The organism is Sphingomonas sp., from assembly GCF_965200105.1.
Classification (GTDB): domain Bacteria; phylum Pseudomonadota; class Alphaproteobacteria; order Sphingomonadales; family Sphingomonadaceae; genus Solisphingomonas.
In genome coordinates this window covers 975,562-991,905 of sequence record NZ_CBDATN010000002.1, presented here as the reverse complement: position 1 = coordinate 991,905, position 16,344 = coordinate 975,562, and the positions used below count along the sequence as shown (strand labels likewise).

The window sequence follows — 16,344 nt, the reverse complement described above, 5'->3', positions numbered from 1 at the left end:
GATTGCCGATCTGACAGCGGCCATGCTGGCCGCGAGCAGGAGGCAAGATGAGCAAGCGACCGCGCCGGAACCACAGCCCGGCGTTCAAGGCCAGGGTGGCGCTGGCTGCCGTGAAGGGCGAGAAAACGCTGGCCGAGCTGGCGCAGCAGTATGACGTGCATCCGAACCTGATCAACCAGTGGCGGGCACGGCTGCTTGAGGGGGCAGCGGACGTGTTCGGGTCGGAGCCCACAGCGACAGAGCCAACCGTCGATGTGACGGTGCTGCACGCGAAGATCGGCGAGTTGACGCTGGCGAATGATTTTTTGGCCGGTGCGCTCGGCAAGGCCGGTCTGTTGCCGAGCGCAAAGCGATGATCGACCGTGGTCATGCGCTGCCGCTGGTTGCCCAGGTGCGGCAGCTCGGGATCAGCCGCGGCAGCATCTACTATCTGCCACGCGCTGTGCCGGGCACTGACCTGGCGATCATGCGGCGGATCGACGAGCTGCACCTGCTCTATCCGTTCGCCGGCAGCCGGATGCTGCGCGACCTGCTCCGGCAGGAGGGCGTGAGCGTTGGTCGGCTGCATGTCGCGACGCTGATGAAGCGGATGGGGTTGGAGGCGATCTACCGGCGGCCGAACACGTCGAAGCCGGCACCGGGGCACAAGATCTATCCATACCTGCTGCGCAAGCTGGCGGTGACGCGGCCGAACCAGGTGTGGGCAACGGACATTACCTACATCCCGATGGCTCGCGGCTTCGTCTACCTCGTCGCCATCGTCGACTGGTTCACCCGGCGCGTGCTGGCGTGGCGGGTGTCGATCTCGCTCGAGATCGCGTTCTGCATCGAGGCGCTGGAGGAGGCGATCGCCCGCCACGGCAGGCCGGCGATCTTCAACAGCGACCAGGGCGCGCAGTTCACGAGCACGGCGTTCACCGCCGTCCTGCACCGCGAGAAGGTCGCCATCAGCATGGACGGAAAGGGTCGCTGGCGCGACAACGTGTTCGTGGAGCGCCTCTGGCGCTCGGTGAAATACGAGGAGGTCTATCTCCACGCCTACGCGTCGGTCCCCGAGGCTCGCGACGGCATCGGCCGCTACCTCGGCTTCTACAATGCCGTCCGACCGCACTCGGCGCTAGGCGGCAGAACGCCCGACCAGATATACTTCAACCACCCGCTTCTCGCAGCGGCATGATCAACCAGCGGCAGTCCACTTATCCGAGCCGCGAGCCTGTGCAGACAAACCGAGCCACCTCTGACAGCCTGAACACGGTGGGAGGCTGGGGTCGCACCTGAATGAGTGTCCAGTTCCGAGAAGCGGAACCGGCAGCGTGAATGTCGGCATTTAGTTCGTGACGGCCACGCCAGGAGATCGTCACTTCCATCACACCGGCGTTCAGCGCATTGTGACGAGCAGCGCCAGCGTGCCAGGGTCTTTGGCGCGGTACTTCAGGGCGGCCTCGGCCTCCTGCCGTGCGCCCGCACGATCGCCCGCCGCGACTAACGCTTGGGCAAGATCGCGCCGAACGGGATAGTACCAGGCCGGTGGATCGGAGACGGCAGAGAAGTCATCGCCTTCCTCCATCTCGGCGGCCTGGCGGAAGGCGATGGCCGCAGCCCTCGGCTGCTTCTCCATCATTGCGGCGCGGCCGGCGAGCACGTCGCGCGCGATGAAGGTGAGCTGCTGCGCCTGCGCGGAGCCGTCGTCGGTCGAGAGTTTGTCCTTGATCCCCTCGATCGCCGAAGCTTCCCGGCGCGCGCCTGCGGCGTCCCCCTTGCGTGCCAGCGCCTCGCCGCGGGCGTAGTGCCACGCCGCTGTCAGGATCGGCAGCTTGGGTGCCGGCAGCGCTAGCACCTCCGCCGGCTCCGCGAAGCGCGCCATGGCGAAGTAGCCGTTGGCGGCGATGAGCTGGCTGAACGGATCGGCGGCATCGCGCTTCTGCGAGCGTTCGACGAGCGGGCGCCCGAGCGTCAGCGCCGTCTTGGCATCACCCGCCTCCAGCGCGCCGCCCAGGCCGTAGATGACGTTGTGCGCATGGTAGGGCAGTCCCCACACGCCGTCAGGCGGCGGTAGGCCGAGCGCCTTGGCGTTCTCAACGCCCAGAGCCACCGCGTGCATGTTGGCGTTGGCGGCATCCTGGTAGCGGCCGACCCGATAGTAGGTATGGCTCGGCATGTGGACGAGGTGGCTGGCGCGCGGCGCCAGCCCGGCCAGCCGGTCGGCATAACGCTCGGCCTTGCCGGGAACGTCGGCGATCTCAGTGGCGTGGATGTAGAAGTGGATCGCGGGCGTATAGTTCGGGTCGCGCTTCAGCACACCCTCAAGCAGCGGCATCGCCATGCCGGCGTTGAGCGCCCATTGCTCGTGGTTGTCCGCCTTGGTCATCAGCCAGGCGTCGGCCGCCATCACCGCGATCTCGTTGTCGGCCGGGTACTGCGCGGCGAGCGCGGTCATCGCCTTGGCGAAGTCGAGATCGCCGGGCTTGCCGCCGCCGCCATCCTTGTAGCGGAGCTGTAGCGCATGGATCAGCGCGCGTTCCCGTTCGGTGCCGCGCGTCTCGGCGAGCTTGGCGGCCTTGTCCGCCATCGCCGAAAGCGGCTTCACCTCGTCCTCCGACTTGCCGAAGTTGATCGTCGGGCCCGACGCCCACGCCTTTCCCCACAAGCACATCGCGCAGGCCAGATCGGACCTGACCGCCTCCGTCATTGCGGCGATCGCGGCCTTGTGCGCGAAGGCGTGGGCGAGTTGCATGCCGTTGTCGAAGAAGGCCTGCGCGCGCGGCACCGACGTCGTGATCGGGAAGCCACCATCACCATAGCCCCCCATGATCTGCGGGGTCTTAGGCGCCGTCATGTCGTCGTGGCTCATGCCGCCGTGCGCAATCGCGACCTGTGGAGATACGGGCGTAGGATCCTGTCCTTGCAGCGCAGATCCGATGCCGGCAAGTAGCAGGACGATGTTCGTTCGCATGGCTCTTCCCCCCGGAGCTGCAATCCTACCATGTGGCGAACGGAGTGAAAGGGCGTCCGCCGCTAGCCGTGCGATCCGAGTAGAGCGGTTTCGACCTGAACGTACGTCTGCTTCCGGGCAGTCACGCATCAACCATGAGCGGCGGCGGCTGGGTCGTTGCAACCGCGCCGCTGTGGGGCACCCGCCATCGCGAAGCAAACTTCCAGAGCCTCGGTCGCCTGCGAGTCCCTTGTTCCCACTCCGTTCCGAGTTGGATAAGCCAGCGGGATGATCGCCGCCGCTCGCAAGATCACCTACGTCGGCATGGACGCCTTCGTCGCGTCCGGGAAGTAGCGTGACGGTTCGTTGCCGCGCGGGCGTCCGGTCGCGGTAGGCTACGCTGGCGCCCGTGGCGTAGTGGCATCAGCTCCGCATCGATCAGTCGTCGAGGTGATCAGATCGGTGCTTCCGCCTGAGGAGGAAATCCGGCTGGTCGGCGTGACCGTTATGGACTCGAAAGAGCCGCAGGCCGTTGGCCCAAGCGGATCGCCGATCTTCGCCGAGGTGGCGGCGTGACGTTCGACCTGTTCGACGCACCGATGCTGCCGGGGCTCAGCACGCGATCGGACCTGATCGATGCTGGCGAGGAACGGATGCTGATCGGCCGCATCGATGCGACCGATCTCACGCCGTTCCGCTTCCAGGGCTGGACTGGCAAGCGCCTGACGACCTCCTTCGGGTGGAATTACGACTTCGAGGTAGGCCGGCCGGCAGAGGCGCCGCCCATCCCCGACTGGCTGCGCCCGTTCCGCGACCGGATGGCCGGGTTCGCGGACCTCGATCCCGAGGACCTGATCCAGGCGCTGCTCATCCGTTACGATCCGGGCGCGGGCATAGGCTGGCATCGCGATCGGCCGGTCTACGGTCACGTGCTCGGCATCTCGCTCGGCGAGCCGGCCACCATGCGCTTCCGGCGCAGGCGAGCCGGTGGGTTCGACAGGGCGTCGGTGCCGCTCGATCCGCGCGCGGCCTACCACATGTCCGGATCCGCTCGGTACGAGTGGGAGCACAGCATCGTCGAGATCGAACGGCCGCGCTGGTCGATCACGTTCCGCGGCCTGGCGGGTCGAACATGACGGCTACCGTGACGATCCCCCGGCCCGAGGCGCTCGGATCCGAGTCCGCCGTCCCCGACTTCGTCGTCGTCGACGTGGAGACCGCCTGCTCGAGCGTCGGCAGCATCTGCCAGATCGGCATCGTCGGCTTCCGAGATGGTGTGGAAATGTTCGAGTACGAGACGCTGGTCGATCCGCTCGACCGCTTCTCGTCGTTCAATACCCGCATCCACGGGATCACCTGCGACCATGTCCTCGGCGCTCCGACGTTCGGCGACATCCATGCGGCGATTGACGGACACCTGTCGGGCCGGATCACGGTCGCGCATTCCTTCTTCGACAAGGGTGCGCTCGGCGCCGCGTGCGCGACCCATGGGCGTGCCGTGATCGAGACGACGTGGCTCGACAGCGTGCGGGTGGCGAAGCGCGCCTGGCCCGAACTCTCCAGCCACCGGCTCAACGTGCTGACGAAGTTTCTCGGCGTCCGGCACAAGCACCACGATGCGCTCAGCGACGCGCGGGCAGCCGGCATGGTGATCGTCCGTGCCATCGAGCATACCGGCATCGGCCTCGCCGGCTGGCTGTCACCGACGAGCGTTCGCCGCACTCCGGCGCCGAGAGCGGCTGCGACAGGTCCTCTGAAGGGCGAGCGCGTGGTAATCCTCGGCGCGGCCCGAGATGGCGACCTTGCGCATAGGCTCGCAGCAGCCGGCGCCCGCGTGATGTCCTCGGTCGGCACCACCACGACCAAGCTCGTCATCAGTGACGATCAGCCTTTCGGTCGCTTTGTCACCGCGCATGCGGACTACCGCCGGGCCGAAGAATTGCGGCGGCGTGGGGCGGCGACCGAGATCGTCACCGAGCAGAAGCTCCGGCGTGAACTGCGTCGATTGCATGGCTGACCGCTACCGGCGGTGGCTATCTACCCTGATGAGCCAACGTCCGGTTCCGGAGGTGATCTCGTAGTTGCCCAACAAACCACTAGGCTCGAAATGCTGTAGGCGCCGGATTGCTCCGACGCCTACTCATGGCGTTATCACATTAATGACATTAGTCTCTGCCGCGGTTGCTCGCGCAAGCGAGTTCATGATCCAGGGACAATCGCGGCATTATCTCCTCCTAACTAACTGGCTCGAGCTGCCGTCGAAACGGCCAGTCTGGCTTGATCCGGAAGCAGACAACGCGGTCACGATCCGCCGCGCGAATGTTCCGGTAAGTGTCGGGGCGGCCGCCTTCGCGCTTGTGGATCCTCGCTATATCCGGGTCCTTTCTGACGGCTCGGCTCCAGCCTCCAAACAACCGATCGGCGGCGTTCGCGGTCATGATCAACTCAGTGTACTTGGGCGAAACGACCTTGACAGCTTTCAGCGCCGCAAACTGCTCGACCGTGATATCCAGCCGCTGTCCTCGATCGAGGTGTTCGACCTCGGGGTCGTCAAGGAGCGCCGCAACGATTTCGACAGGGCGGGGCGGCGGCAGTGACGAGGCGAGATGCAGCCGATAACACGCGAGCGTTGAGTCCATCGGCGAGAAAGACGCCGGTAAAGCACCGTAGTGCTGTGCCAAGCTACTAGCTGCGTAGATCAGGCCGAAATTATCCAGGACGCGCTTCGAGGCCTTTTGAGGCCAACCCAATGTGGCCACATCTCGAAAATCGGTGATGTGCTCGAGTACCAATTCTTTAAAGGCGTCGGGATCGGAAGCGACGCGGTCGACCAGCTGTTTAAGCAGATGAGGCATCGCAACGCCATAGTTTCGCTGGGCTTGGGTAAGAAGGTCACCCAAGAAGTCGCCTTTATTGAACAAACCGGGTGGCAATCGATCTAATACGCCATTTGGTCGTCCTTTGAGGTTTATCGAGTTTAATCGGGAGTTTATAGCTTTAACGACCTCCTGTGTGTCAGCTCCCCTTATGATATCGCTAGCCTCGTTGTTGGAGGAGGTGATGTAGCAGAAGTTGAAATGGCGGGCGTGCTCACCGCGTCGTTTCTTTTCCTTGCCGTTGCCCAGCATATAAACGACATCGATAAACGCCCGCCCTCGTTCCTTCTCGCTCAGGCCGTACCCAAAGGCGGTGGCTTCGTCGAAGATCATTGTCATATCTACGTAGTTCTGCATCTCCTCCTCAATGCCGTTTCCTGTACCGGACAAGGAGAGCAGATAGCCGTCACCGGTATTGTCAGACGTTGGTGGGCCGCATGCAGAGCTTGCAAGGATCAGGATCAGAGACTTGCCATCTTCTGTGTCACCGACGAGCGAAAGTCCAGGGTTTACGGTGAAGCCCGTGAAGCTGGTCAGGATGCCCGCGAACATGACGCCGAAGCAGAATTCTGCAACCAGCTGCCCGGCTAGGGGCGCGGCGACCTTCTCGAGCCAGTCCTCAATGGTTCCGCACGATCGGAAACGATCACCCGGCGTGTTGAAGATAGCGTGTCCTACTGGCGCACCCTCGGGTGCGTAACTACGCTTGGCGCCATCAACGAAGACGCCGCCGTTCCAACCACAAGAGTCGTAGACAATCTCGTCGCTGTCATAGGTAAGATCACCTAGCTGCCTCTTGATTTCCGCTGCGCGCTCTCCGACCGCCACGATGCCTGAGTCGGCCAGCCGACCCATGCAGGCTGGAAAATTGGTGATAAGTTGCGATATCAATTCAAGATGCGATGCCTCGCCGTCGCTGATTTTAGCCATGGGATGGCCACGTGCTGAGCGAACGCCTCGCACGGTAATTCCTGAGTAGCGGCGCTTTTTCATGATCGTGTCTCCAAACCGAAGTTAGATGCAGTCTTCAAAGCGAGGTAGTGCCGCCCAGCGCAGATCCACAGAATCCACACTTTCCACGCTAAACGTCGGCAAACTCTCTGCTGTGTCTTTACAAGTTCTGAACTTACGCAGTCCACAGAATCCGTGAACAGCAACTCGCTAACCAGCGCAGATTGGCAGCTTACGGGTTCTATCTTGCCACGCACGACGTCTTTGCCGTTCCACGGCATCACCATTCGTGCACACTTTTAACGGGTGGGCTGGAGGCGTCCGTTGACCACGCGGAGTCCCCGCATGACGGAGATTGCCTGAATCGGCCACTGGTCGAAGAACAGCCGTTCTGCGGGACGCAGATGCTCAGGCAACGGGCGAGGGAAGGAGCGTTTCCGGTTGCCCGCGACGTTGCGAGCTGCGGGTTGCGACGGCCACTCTTCCTTCAACATGTAGAGGCAGAGATAGCCGATGTCGTAAAGCGGCTTGCGTGACCCTCGCGCTCGCTGTTTTACGGCATCGCGCTGGTCGTCAGGCCCCTGCTTGCACGAGCGGTACTTTCTCAGCTTCCGCAAAGCCCGGTAGGCTTCAAGCTCGCTCCCGGTTGCGAGACCATGCCAGTGGAACAAGAACATGCCTTCCACCTGCAGGTAGTCGCAGTCCAGGAACCAAGTTGACCAGCCGGGTCCCGTTAACCCTTGGCGCTTGCGTATGCGGTCGAGATCAGCTCGCAGCTGCCTGCCCCAGCGGCGGGGATCCACTCCTACAAGCTGATGCGGGCGAATAGCACCGCCGCGAAACGCCAAGGTTCCAAACGTGATCGGGACGCCCTGGCGCTGGGCGCGGTCGGCAAGCCGGTAGACATCGCTTCCGACGAGCAGTCGGACATAGCCTTGGCCGACATACGAGGCCCGGCTGATCGGTGCTTCCTCGGCCCGCTCAGCATATTGCAGGTGGTGCGCCAAAGCAGCGAGGTGGTCTTGCCCGGCGCCCGAGGACGCCTGCTCGGCCGCCTCTTTGATCCGTCTCGCTAGCTTCCGATCTCGGCGTTGACGTGACCGTAAGGAGCCGAAGTCAGCCCGCTGCGATAGGTCATACCGATCGCGGGGGCGGCCGAGATCGGAGAGTCCGGCGCCGGGCATCAGCGGTTCCACGCGCGACGCGCGTCCTCAATCCCACGCTTGATCAGTGCGTCGATGCTAGCCTTCAATACGAGCGTGCGGCGTCCGATCTTGACGGCCTCGACATCGCCCGACGAAATCAGTTCATAGGCTTTTGACTTCTTGATCCCGCATGCCTCGCAGAAGGCAGGGATCGTAACCGCAAGCTGTTCCATCTTAGGTCTCCCGCCGCCAGCGGATGCTGGCGGACGAGACTGGTTAAGCAGGGTCGATTGCGAGGTTCAGAGGGAAAGTCGATAAAAGGTTTCACCCTTGATCATCCACTTCTGGAAACTTGACGACGCGGATGATCTCCGAGGCGAGGTCGCTAAGAGCCTTATGTTCCGGCATTTGCCCCGTGCGAGTGTCGAAGTAATTGGACAACCACCGTGTGAGAGTGGCGCGCCGCCCTCGGGAGCTTGTTCCAAAAGCCGCGGCTAGGTCATTGCAGCGCGCCTCCTCAATCAACTGGATAATCGGCGCGCGCCAATCGATCTTCGGAGGTCTGCCCGGCTTCGATGCCGAAACGTGCAACTTCCGAACTACGTCGTAAAAGGGCCTTAGCCTCTCCGAAGCGCTGATCTCTGATCGCAAGAACTGAATGCCATATATCCGAGTACGAGATGGAATGGGTCGGATATTGTCTGTGATCACAAAGATGCCTTTGTACCAATCCCATCTAGCTACGTCTGCATCCCAGTCGACGCTGCCGGTCCACATGGCCGGTCCTACGAAAAACGGGTGCTCGAGGGTGAGACCTGACTTCAAGAGAACGCTCATCTCCTCGTGGACTGTAACCGGAGGGGCCTTGACGGTACAAGACGAGTGCCCGTAATCAAAGAAGGATTGAGCTTTACTCGCTTTCACGTTTAACTTGCCAGCTCTTAGGCAGCCGGCAATCGTTGGGCAGGTGAGATCCCCGAACTTGTCGGTAAGCTGGTCGACTGCATCAAGCGATGATAGCCATTCACCGTCGTAGCTGTTCATAGCGCTCCCCCGATGTAGTCTGACCAAGCAATCATCAAGTCACGTCTGCGCTCGATCGCCGTGCCGCGTCTATATGCTCGCTCGGTCTTGCTGGAAATTGTGTGGGCAAGCGCTTGTTCAACAAGTTCGCGCGGGTAGGACGTGGTGTCTCCCGCCCAATCTCGGAAGCTGCTGCGAAAGCCATGCACGGTAGCGTTGCCGACGTGCATCCGACGAAGTAGCATCGTCATCGCCATGTTGGAGCGAATGGCTCCTTGTAGCGTGAAGACGCGTTCGGTTGGCTGACCGCTACCTCGAAGGCTTTCCAACAAGGCGATCGCTGCCGGCGCGAGTGGAACTACGTGCTCGGCTCCCGCTTTCATCCGAGCGGCGGGGACTGTCCATAGCGCCTGCTCGAGATCTATTTCGTCCCACACGGCGCCTAACGCTTCGCCGCTCCGAGCAGCGGTCAGAATGGTGAACTCGAGACATCGAGCGGCAAGGGCGGTCCGTTCACGAAGCTCGACCATGAAGACTGGAACGTCGGCGAAGTGCAGGGCTTTGTGGTGGCCGCGCACCATCCCTCCCTGTCGTGGTAGAAGGACGGCTAAATGGCCTCGCAAAGCGGCTGGGTTCATGCTGTCGCGAGGCCGCAAACCACGGGCCTTTGCGGCGTCGAGGATCTTCTCGATTCGGCCTCGTACCCGGCCGGCGGTTTCCGCTTTTGTCAGCCAGATCGGTTGGAGCACCTCGAGCACCATGTCGGTATCGATCGCGTCAATGGACTCCGCCATCAGTCTTGATGCGTGGTCACGGAGCGAGTGCCGCCACTGCTGACGGTGCACCGGGTTCTTCCAGCCCTTCTCGACGCTGGTGATGTACGCTTCTGCGAACTCGCCGAACGTCGGGGTTTGCGGTAACGCGGCTGGCTCAGGCGGTGAAAGAACGGCCCGGGGATCGCTTCCAACCACCACGGCTTCGCGCATCGTCGCTGCGATCTCGCGCGCGCGGGCTAACGGTAACGACTTAGCAGCACCCAGACCGATCTCGGAGCGCGTTCCTCCGACACTCGACATGAACACCCAGGAGCGGGATCCTTGCGGCGTCACGCGTAGATAGAGACCGCCGCCATCAGCGTGGCGCCCGGGATCCTTCAACGTTGAGACTTGTCGTACAGTGAGCCGATTGAGTGCGCGAGCCATGTTTCCTCCGACCTCTACGGTGCCCACTCTCATGCCCACTTGCAACGCGGTTAATGGCGGACAGCCGCGGCTGATGATGGTAGCTCGCCTCAGCGAGCAAATGGCTACGTCTTCATGGCAAATGACTGTAAAACAACGGGAAGCTGTATATCTTCAGACGCTTAGACGTCGTCCTGAGTGCTGAGGTATAATCCCTCCGTCTCCGCCAGGACCTCTTCCGCAGGGGTTCGCAAGCGTCCACACGGATCGACATTTTCCTCTGATTTCTGACGATTAGCGGGCCGATTCGTTCGGACCCGTTCGCAGGCCTCCGCTTCTGGCGTGGTCCCCAAACGTGGTCCCGGCACGTCGAAAACGTGGACCCAGAGGTGATCATGCTCAACGATGCGAAGATCCGGGCGGCGAAGCCTCGGGACAAGGCTTATAAGCTGACCGACAGCCACCGGCTTTACCTACTAGTGAAGCCCGGCGGTTCGAAGCTCTGGAAATGGAGCTACTCCTACGACGGCAGGCAGAGGACGCTGCATTTAGGTGTCTATCCGAAGGTGTCGCTCGTCGACGCGCGGGTCGAGGTTTGCAGCGCTCCCGAGACGATCGTCTCGGCGCTCTCGGATGCGAAGAGCTTCGCCATGGAGGCGTTCGTTAAACATGGCTGGCCGGCGTCTTTCAGGGCCGCTGCCGTCAAAGTCAGTTGAAGCGACGCCTCGAGCCGGGTGGCGAGGTCTGCCAAGCGAAAGCCGACGGCCTGATGCTCGATGATCGGGACCGAGAAGCTCTTCCGCTCTTTCGCGTACGCGATCGCGATCTCCAAGGCTGCTCGCGCCATCCCGACGCTCTGGGCAGCGATGCCGATGCGACCCGCTTCCAGATTAGAAAGCGCGATCCTGTATCCTTCCCCTAACTCGCCAAGCAGGAGCTCATCTTCTACAAACAAATCCTCGAAACGCAGCGCAGCTGTGTCGGATGCCGCTTGACCGAGCTTGCGCTCGACGGAGTCGACGACAAACCCGGTTCGATCAGTCGGAAGGATAAAGGCAGAAATGCCGCGCTTGCCTGCGGCAGAGTCGGTGACGGCGAACACCATTGCCACCTTGGCGATCTTACCCGACGTGATAAACTGCTTGCTTCCGTTCAGCGTCCAGCCGCCATCGACTCTGGTTGCGCGCGTGCGCAATGCCGCGGCGTCGGAGCCAGCATCCGGCTCGGTCAAGGCGAACGCGCCGATCATTGCGCCGGTGATCAGGTCGGGTAGAAACCGCCTCTTCAGCGCCTCACTGCCGAACTTCAGCAAGCCCGAAACCAGCAGGCTGTTCTGGATCGACACGATCGTTGAAAGTGCTCCATCGGCGGCGGCAAGCTCAATCAACGCCAAGGCGTAGGAAACGTAATCGGCGCCGGCACCACCATGCGCTTCTGGTGCGATCATGCCGAAGAGACCCAGCGAGCCCAGTCCTTCAATCAGCTCGGTCGGATAACCGCGATTGGCTTCGAACTCGACACTTCGCGGCCGGATCTCCTGTTGCGCGAACGAGCGAACGGCGTCCCGCATCATGATCTGTGCTTCTGATAGGATCATGCAGCCCTCGTCATCGATGAATGCGGGGAGACCGTCGAACGACCGTAGCTCAGGTTAGAAGGCTGGTCTGCACCACGACCCAGCGCTGCCAGGCCGATAATCAGTGCCGAGAGGCAAGATCGCCGCTAAAGACCTTTTACTGAGTTCCAAACTGGATTGGGACTCCGATCCGGTCGCCAAGCTCGGTCATCGTATCCATGACGCTGTTACGATGGACGACGGCGTCGAACGCGGAGATCTGGTCCCAACTATCTCCGATGGTCTCCGGCGTGATGTCGGCCAGCGTGAAGAAGGCACCTGCGCTCTGCTCCAGGCGGACCGCCGAGATCCACCCGCCGCCGACTTCGAACAGCCCGCCCGTCTCCCGATGGCTATCGTGACATAGCCGCAGGACGAGAGGGCTAACGTATTCAGGCTGCAACCGCTCGAGGACGGCAGGCGGCATCACGCCGGCGGTGAGCTGCGACGCCGCAAGGGGAGCGATCGTGTTGACGACGATGTTGCGCGACGCTCCCTCAATCGCCAGGGTCTTGCCGAGGCCAACAATGCCGAGCTTCGCCGCCGAATAGTTCGCCTGGCCGAAGTTGCCGTACAGGCCGGCGGCCGAACTGGTGAACACGACGCGACCGTAGTTCGCGACGCGCATGTGGTCCCAGGCGGCGCGTGTCGTCCGGAAGCTGCCGAGCAGGTGGATCTCATAGATTGTCCGCCACTGATCGTCGGTCATCTTGTGAAAGGCCGCGTCGCGCAGGACGCCGGCGTTGTTGATGACGGCGTCGACCCGGCCGTAGACGTCCATCGCCTGCTGCACGGTCCGGCCGCCTTCCTGGACCGGATCGACATTGGCGATGGCGTCTCCGCCGGCTGCCCGGATCTCGGCCGCGACCTGCTCGGCCGCGCCCGTCGCAGGATCGGGCCCGTCGAGACCGCCGATGTCGTTGACCACCACGCGCGCGCCCCGCGCGGCAAAGGCCAAGGCGTGCGACCGGCCGAGGCCGTTGCCGGCCCCGGTGACGATCACCACTCTTTCGTCGAAGCGGAGCGTCATTGCGAGCCTCCCTGCTCAAGATTGCGGTGGCGGACGATCGCCTCACCCTCCAACGTGGTCCGGCCATCCTGAACCGCCGCGCGCAGCGCCACGCGCAGGCAGCCTTCGCCGTCGCGATCGAAGCGCTCTATGATTGTGCCCGTGCAGGTGACGACGTCGTGGACATGGGTGATCGACACGAACCGGACGTCGAGCGAGAGCAGATCGGTCTGACCAGCCCACTCGGTCACCGTGCGGGCGAGGACGCCGTAGGACAGCATCCCTTGCGCGAACACGTCCTTCTGCCCGGCCGCCGCCGCATAGTCGCTGTCGATGTGGATCGGGTTGTGGTCGCCCGAGGCGCCGGCGTAGAGCGCCAGCATTGCCCGCGTGACCGGGCCGAGGACGAGGTGCGGGATCGACGTGTCGGGCGTCATCGGGCTCTCCTTCAGGCCAGCCGGTGGATGAGGGTGGGCGTTCTCCGGATCAGTACGGCGGGGCGCGGCGCTCGCGCTGGGCGCGGGCGGCTTCCGTCCACCAGGCAAGATCGTCGGCGAAGCGCGGAAAGGCATGGATGAGGGCGGATCCGCCATCGCCCGCCGGCTCGCCTGCCGCATCAAAGGCTTGGCTGATGCCGCCCACCGCGATGGTGCTGGAGACGACCACCATGCCCATCTCGGACAGGATGCCGTGCCAGGCGAGCCCGGCGCGCGCGCCGGCGAAGCGACCGGCCGAGTAGCTGACGATCGCCGCGGGACGCCAGTACCATTCCTCCAGGAAGTGGTCGGTAAGGTTTTTGAGGCCAGGCTGGACGCCCCAGTTATACTCGCCGGTCGCGAACACGAAGGCGTCGGCCGTCCTGATCTTCTCCGCGAGCACCTCCAGCGCCGGCGGCGCCTCGCCCTTGGGATATTCCTTGTACATGCGATCGAGCATCGGCAGGTCGAGCGCTTTGGCGTCGATCAGCTCAGCCTCGGCGCCACGCTCGGCGAAGGCGCTGACCAGCCACTCGGCCAGGCGGATGCCCTGCCGGTCGGAGCGGTAGGAACCGTAGAAGATCAGGATGCGGTCGCCCATGGCGTGGTCCTCCGGTGCGAGTGTCGGATGAAGGCGCGGGACGATCAAGCGTCCCGCGCCCCATGGATCAGCCCTCGATGAAGGCGAGCAGGTCGGCGTTGATCCGATCGGCGTGGGTGACCGGCATGCCGTGGGGGAAGCCCGGGTAGGAGATCAGCTTCGCGCCCTTCACGATCTCGGCCGACATCCGGCCCGAGGTGGCGAACGGAACGACTTGATCGTCCTCGCCGTGCAACACCAGAGTCGGCACGTTGATCGCCTTCAGGTCATCGGTAAAGTCGGTCTCGGAGAAGGCCTTGATGCCGAGCGTGTGGGCGAGCGCGCTACCCGTCATGCCCTGCCGCCACCAGTTGAGCCGCACCGCCTCCTTCACCTCGGCCCCTTCGCGGTTGTAGCCGAAGAAGGGTAGGGTGAAGTCGTAGTAGAATTGAGACCGGTTGGCGGCGGTCTGCTCGCGCACCATGTCGAACACGTCCATCGGCACACCGTCGGGGTTGCTGTCGGTCTTGACCATGATCGGCGCGACCGCGCTCACCAGCACCGCCTTCCTGACCCGGCCGGGCTTGGCGCGGGCGACGTAGCGGGCGACCTCGCCACCGCCGGTCGAGTGGTCGACGTGGACCACATCCTTAAGGTCGAGCGCGTCGGTCAGCGCGATCACGTCGGCGACATAGGTGTCCATGTCATGGCCGGCAGCGGACTGGGTGGAGCGGCCGTGGCCGCGGCGGTCATGGGCGATGACGCGATAGCCCTTCTGGACGAAGAACATCATCTGCGCGTCCCAATCGTCCGAGCTGAGCGGCCAGCCATGATGGAACATGACAACGGGTGCGTCCTTGGCTCCCCAATCCTTGTAGAAGATCTCGGTCGAGTCGGCGGTGGTGATGAACGGCATGGCAGGTCTCCTTGGAGCTTGAGGGTACGCGGTACGGAAAAGGTGGATCAGGCGGCGTCGACGAGGACGATCTCGGCATTCTCGATCGCGGTGACGCGGAGCACCGCTTCGTCGGCGATGGCGGCGCCGTCGCGGGCCTCCAGCCGGGTGCAGTTGACCTCGACCGTGCCGATCGCGGGCACGAGGTAGCCGTAACGATCGGCGCCGAGCGGGTACTCGGCGGTTTCGCCGGCCTTCAGCGTGGCGGCGACGATGCGGGCGTCGGTGCGGATCGGCAGCGCGTCGTCATCATCCGCGAAGCCGCTCGCCAGCGTCACGAACTGGCCCGAGCGCTCGCCCTTGGGGAACGGCTTGGCGCCCCATGACGGCGCGTCACCACGCGTCTTGGGCTCGATCCAGATCTGGAAGATGCGGGTGGTGCCCGACTCCTTGTTGTACTCGGAATGGCGGACGCCCGAGCCTGCGCTCATCACCTGCACGTCGCCGGCCTCGGTGCGGCCGATATTGCCCAGACTGTCCTCGTGGGTGATGGCACCCTCGCGGACGTAGGTGATGATCTCCATGTCGTTGTGCGGATGCGGGGGGAAGGCGGGCGATCCTAACTCCGCGTTGACGCTCGCCATTGACCTTCTAGACGCCGCTGCGATCGAGATATTGCGGGCCGCTCAGCGGTACTCCTGCCGGTCATCGCCGACGGAACGGCTGGCTTCAACGCGATCTGCGACCCGATGGCGCAAGTGCTCGGCCGCGACCTCGACGGGGGACGGTTTCGGTCGAGATCACGGCTTCGACGAGGTGGACGCGGCGGAAATGCCGATGGAAAAAACGCGATCTGAAACTCGTCGGATTCGACCTCGATCGGTTCGTCTAACCGGGAGGTCCGGCGCTCTCTGCATGCAGTTCATGCGTGACCCAGGCGCAACGCACAGCTAGCTTCGTTTCCATGAGCAATCCTCTTGCAATCTCCGATCCGGGCCCGCCAACGGTGGTCGCATCGGGTCTGACCCTCGGTTGCTATCGGCGTCCCCTAGGCCGTCTCGTGATCGCACTTCTCGTTGCATCCGCGGGAGTTGGATTTAGACCAGAACCTGCCTTAGCGCAGGGCCTCGAACTTCAAGATTTCCGTGACGCGAAGACGAACACCTTCTCCTCAAAGGGGCACCCTAAAGCTGCTGGCTTAGACCTTTCTTTTAAGGTCCCTCGGGGCTGGCCGCCGACCGACGGAAACAGGGAGCACGTCGTAGTAAACTTTCGGAATGCCTCTGGAAGCGCCTACTGCAACCTGCTCATTGTCGACACGGGGCAAGCGATTAGCCGAGTGGAAGCCTTATCGACCTTCACGACTCAAGGTCTCCGTGATCTTGCTCCTCCAGGTACCGCCGTAGTTCAAGCTCGACCTACAACGTTGGATGGTCTTCCCGCCGGACGGATCATCTACACTATGCGTCAAAATCGCGCCGGCTTGGACGTCGGGGTCATAATGGCAGAGTATGTGACCACCTACTCTCAATGGCTCGTCACGCTCACGTGCGGGATCGGAGTGGTCGACGATCGCGCGCCATCGTCGCAGGCATTCGAGGCCTACCTGCCCGTCTTCACACAGATCGCGAATTCGCTCGTGATCCACAATCAGTGGGCGA

Annotated in this window: 15 protein-coding genes and 1 pseudogene; 4 read left to right on the top strand and 12 right to left on the bottom strand. The window is 63.1% G+C overall.

The annotated features are described in order from the left end of the window. Positions 1-47: 47 nt before the first annotated feature. Positions 48-1,177, top strand: a protein-coding gene (locus tag ACOFKX_RS06125; protein WP_419826167.1) for an IS3 family transposase whose coding sequence is annotated in 2 segments (ribosomal slippage) — positions 48-309 and positions 309-1,177 — 1,131 coding nt in all. Because the reading frame shifts where the segments join, the coding sequence is not laid out codon by codon here. 201 nt (positions 1,178-1,378) lie between these two features. On the opposite strand, the gene ACOFKX_RS06120 is transcribed toward ACOFKX_RS06125, so the two are convergent. Continuing rightward, positions 1,379-2,953 (bottom strand): hypothetical protein, encoded by a 1,575-nt coding sequence (locus ACOFKX_RS06120; protein ID WP_419826166.1) that lies wholly within the window; start codon positions 2,951-2,953, stop codon positions 1,379-1,381. Positions 2,954-3,531: 578 nt separating this feature from the next. Between ACOFKX_RS06120 and ACOFKX_RS06115 the strand changes: the two genes are divergently transcribed. Together ACOFKX_RS06115 and ACOFKX_RS06110 are read left to right on the top strand one after the other, a co-directional pair. Beyond that, complete coding sequence (locus ACOFKX_RS06115; RefSeq protein ID WP_419827361.1) at positions 3,532-4,068, top strand: alpha-ketoglutarate-dependent dioxygenase AlkB; 537 nt, start codon at positions 3,532-3,534, stop codon at positions 4,066-4,068. Further along, positions 4,065-4,949 (top strand): exonuclease domain-containing protein, encoded by an 885-nt coding sequence (locus ACOFKX_RS06110; protein WP_419826165.1) that lies wholly within the window; start codon positions 4,065-4,067, stop codon positions 4,947-4,949. The genes ACOFKX_RS06115 and ACOFKX_RS06110 overlap by 4 nt, the downstream gene beginning before the upstream one ends. Positions 4,950-5,166: 217 nt before the next feature. On the opposite strand, the gene ACOFKX_RS06105 is transcribed toward ACOFKX_RS06110, so the two are convergent. The 5 genes from ACOFKX_RS06105 to ACOFKX_RS06085 all read right to left on the bottom strand — a co-directional run bounded on the left by ACOFKX_RS06105 (position 5,167) and on the right by ACOFKX_RS06085 (position 10,129). Next, complete coding sequence (locus ACOFKX_RS06105) at positions 5,167-6,738, bottom strand: DUF927 domain-containing protein (protein WP_419826164.1); 1,572 nt, start codon at positions 6,736-6,738, stop codon at positions 5,167-5,169. Between the two features lie 320 nt (positions 6,739-7,058). Further along, complete coding sequence (locus ACOFKX_RS06100) at positions 7,059-7,955, bottom strand: hypothetical protein (protein WP_419826163.1); 897 nt, start codon at positions 7,953-7,955, stop codon at positions 7,059-7,061. Further along, the gene (locus ACOFKX_RS06095; RefSeq protein WP_419826162.1) at positions 7,943-8,137 is read right to left on the bottom strand and encodes a helix-turn-helix domain-containing protein; all 195 of its coding nucleotides are present in this window, start codon (positions 8,135-8,137) and stop codon (positions 7,943-7,945) included. The genes ACOFKX_RS06100 and ACOFKX_RS06095 overlap by 13 nt, the downstream gene beginning before the upstream one ends. Positions 8,138-8,228: 91 nt before the next feature. Continuing rightward, the gene (locus ACOFKX_RS06090; protein ID WP_419826161.1) at positions 8,229-8,948 is read right to left on the bottom strand and encodes a hypothetical protein; all 720 of its coding nucleotides are present in this window, start codon (positions 8,946-8,948) and stop codon (positions 8,229-8,231) included. Further along, entirely contained in the window at positions 8,945-10,129 is a 1,185-nt protein-coding gene (locus ACOFKX_RS06085; protein ID WP_419826160.1) for a tyrosine-type recombinase/integrase, read from the bottom strand. The genes ACOFKX_RS06090 and ACOFKX_RS06085 overlap by 4 nt, the downstream gene beginning before the upstream one ends. A gap of 374 nt (positions 10,130-10,503) precedes the next feature. Between ACOFKX_RS06085 and ACOFKX_RS06080 the strand changes: the two are divergent. Beyond that, positions 10,504-10,644 (top strand): annotated as a pseudogene (locus ACOFKX_RS06080) (Arm DNA-binding domain-containing protein); the annotation flags it as partial. 20 nt (positions 10,645-10,664) lie between these two features. On the opposite strand, the gene ACOFKX_RS06075 reads toward ACOFKX_RS06080, so the two are convergent. The 6 genes from ACOFKX_RS06075 to ACOFKX_RS06050 all read right to left on the bottom strand — a co-directional run bounded on the left by ACOFKX_RS06075 (position 10,665) and on the right by ACOFKX_RS06050 (position 15,327). Continuing rightward, complete coding sequence (locus tag ACOFKX_RS06075) at positions 10,665-11,705, bottom strand: acyl-CoA dehydrogenase family protein (protein ID WP_419826159.1); 1,041 nt, start codon at positions 11,703-11,705, stop codon at positions 10,665-10,667. Positions 11,706-11,841: 136 nt separating this feature from the next. Next, entirely contained in the window at positions 11,842-12,729 is an 888-nt protein-coding gene (locus ACOFKX_RS06070) for an SDR family oxidoreductase (protein WP_419826158.1), read from the bottom strand. A gap of 20 nt (positions 12,730-12,749) precedes the next feature. Next, on the bottom strand, positions 12,750-13,169 hold the full coding sequence (locus tag ACOFKX_RS06065; RefSeq protein ID WP_419826157.1) for a MaoC/PaaZ C-terminal domain-containing protein: 420 nt from the start codon (positions 13,167-13,169) through the stop codon (positions 12,750-12,752). Between the two features lie 49 nt (positions 13,170-13,218). Beyond that, positions 13,219-13,809 carry an NADPH-dependent FMN reductase gene (locus ACOFKX_RS06060; protein ID WP_419826156.1) on the bottom strand — a complete coding sequence of 197 codons (591 nt, stop codon included), beginning with the start codon at positions 13,807-13,809 and terminating at the stop codon, positions 13,219-13,221. A 67-nt stretch (positions 13,810-13,876) separates the two neighbouring features. Further along, positions 13,877-14,704 carry an alpha/beta fold hydrolase gene (locus ACOFKX_RS06055; protein ID WP_419826155.1) on the bottom strand — a complete coding sequence of 276 codons (828 nt, stop codon included), beginning with the start codon at positions 14,702-14,704 and terminating at the stop codon, positions 13,877-13,879. A 47-nt stretch (positions 14,705-14,751) separates the two neighbouring features. After that, entirely contained in the window at positions 14,752-15,327 is a 576-nt protein-coding gene (locus tag ACOFKX_RS06050; RefSeq protein WP_419826154.1) for a pirin family protein, read from the bottom strand. Between the last annotated feature and the right edge of the window lie 1,017 nt (positions 15,328-16,344).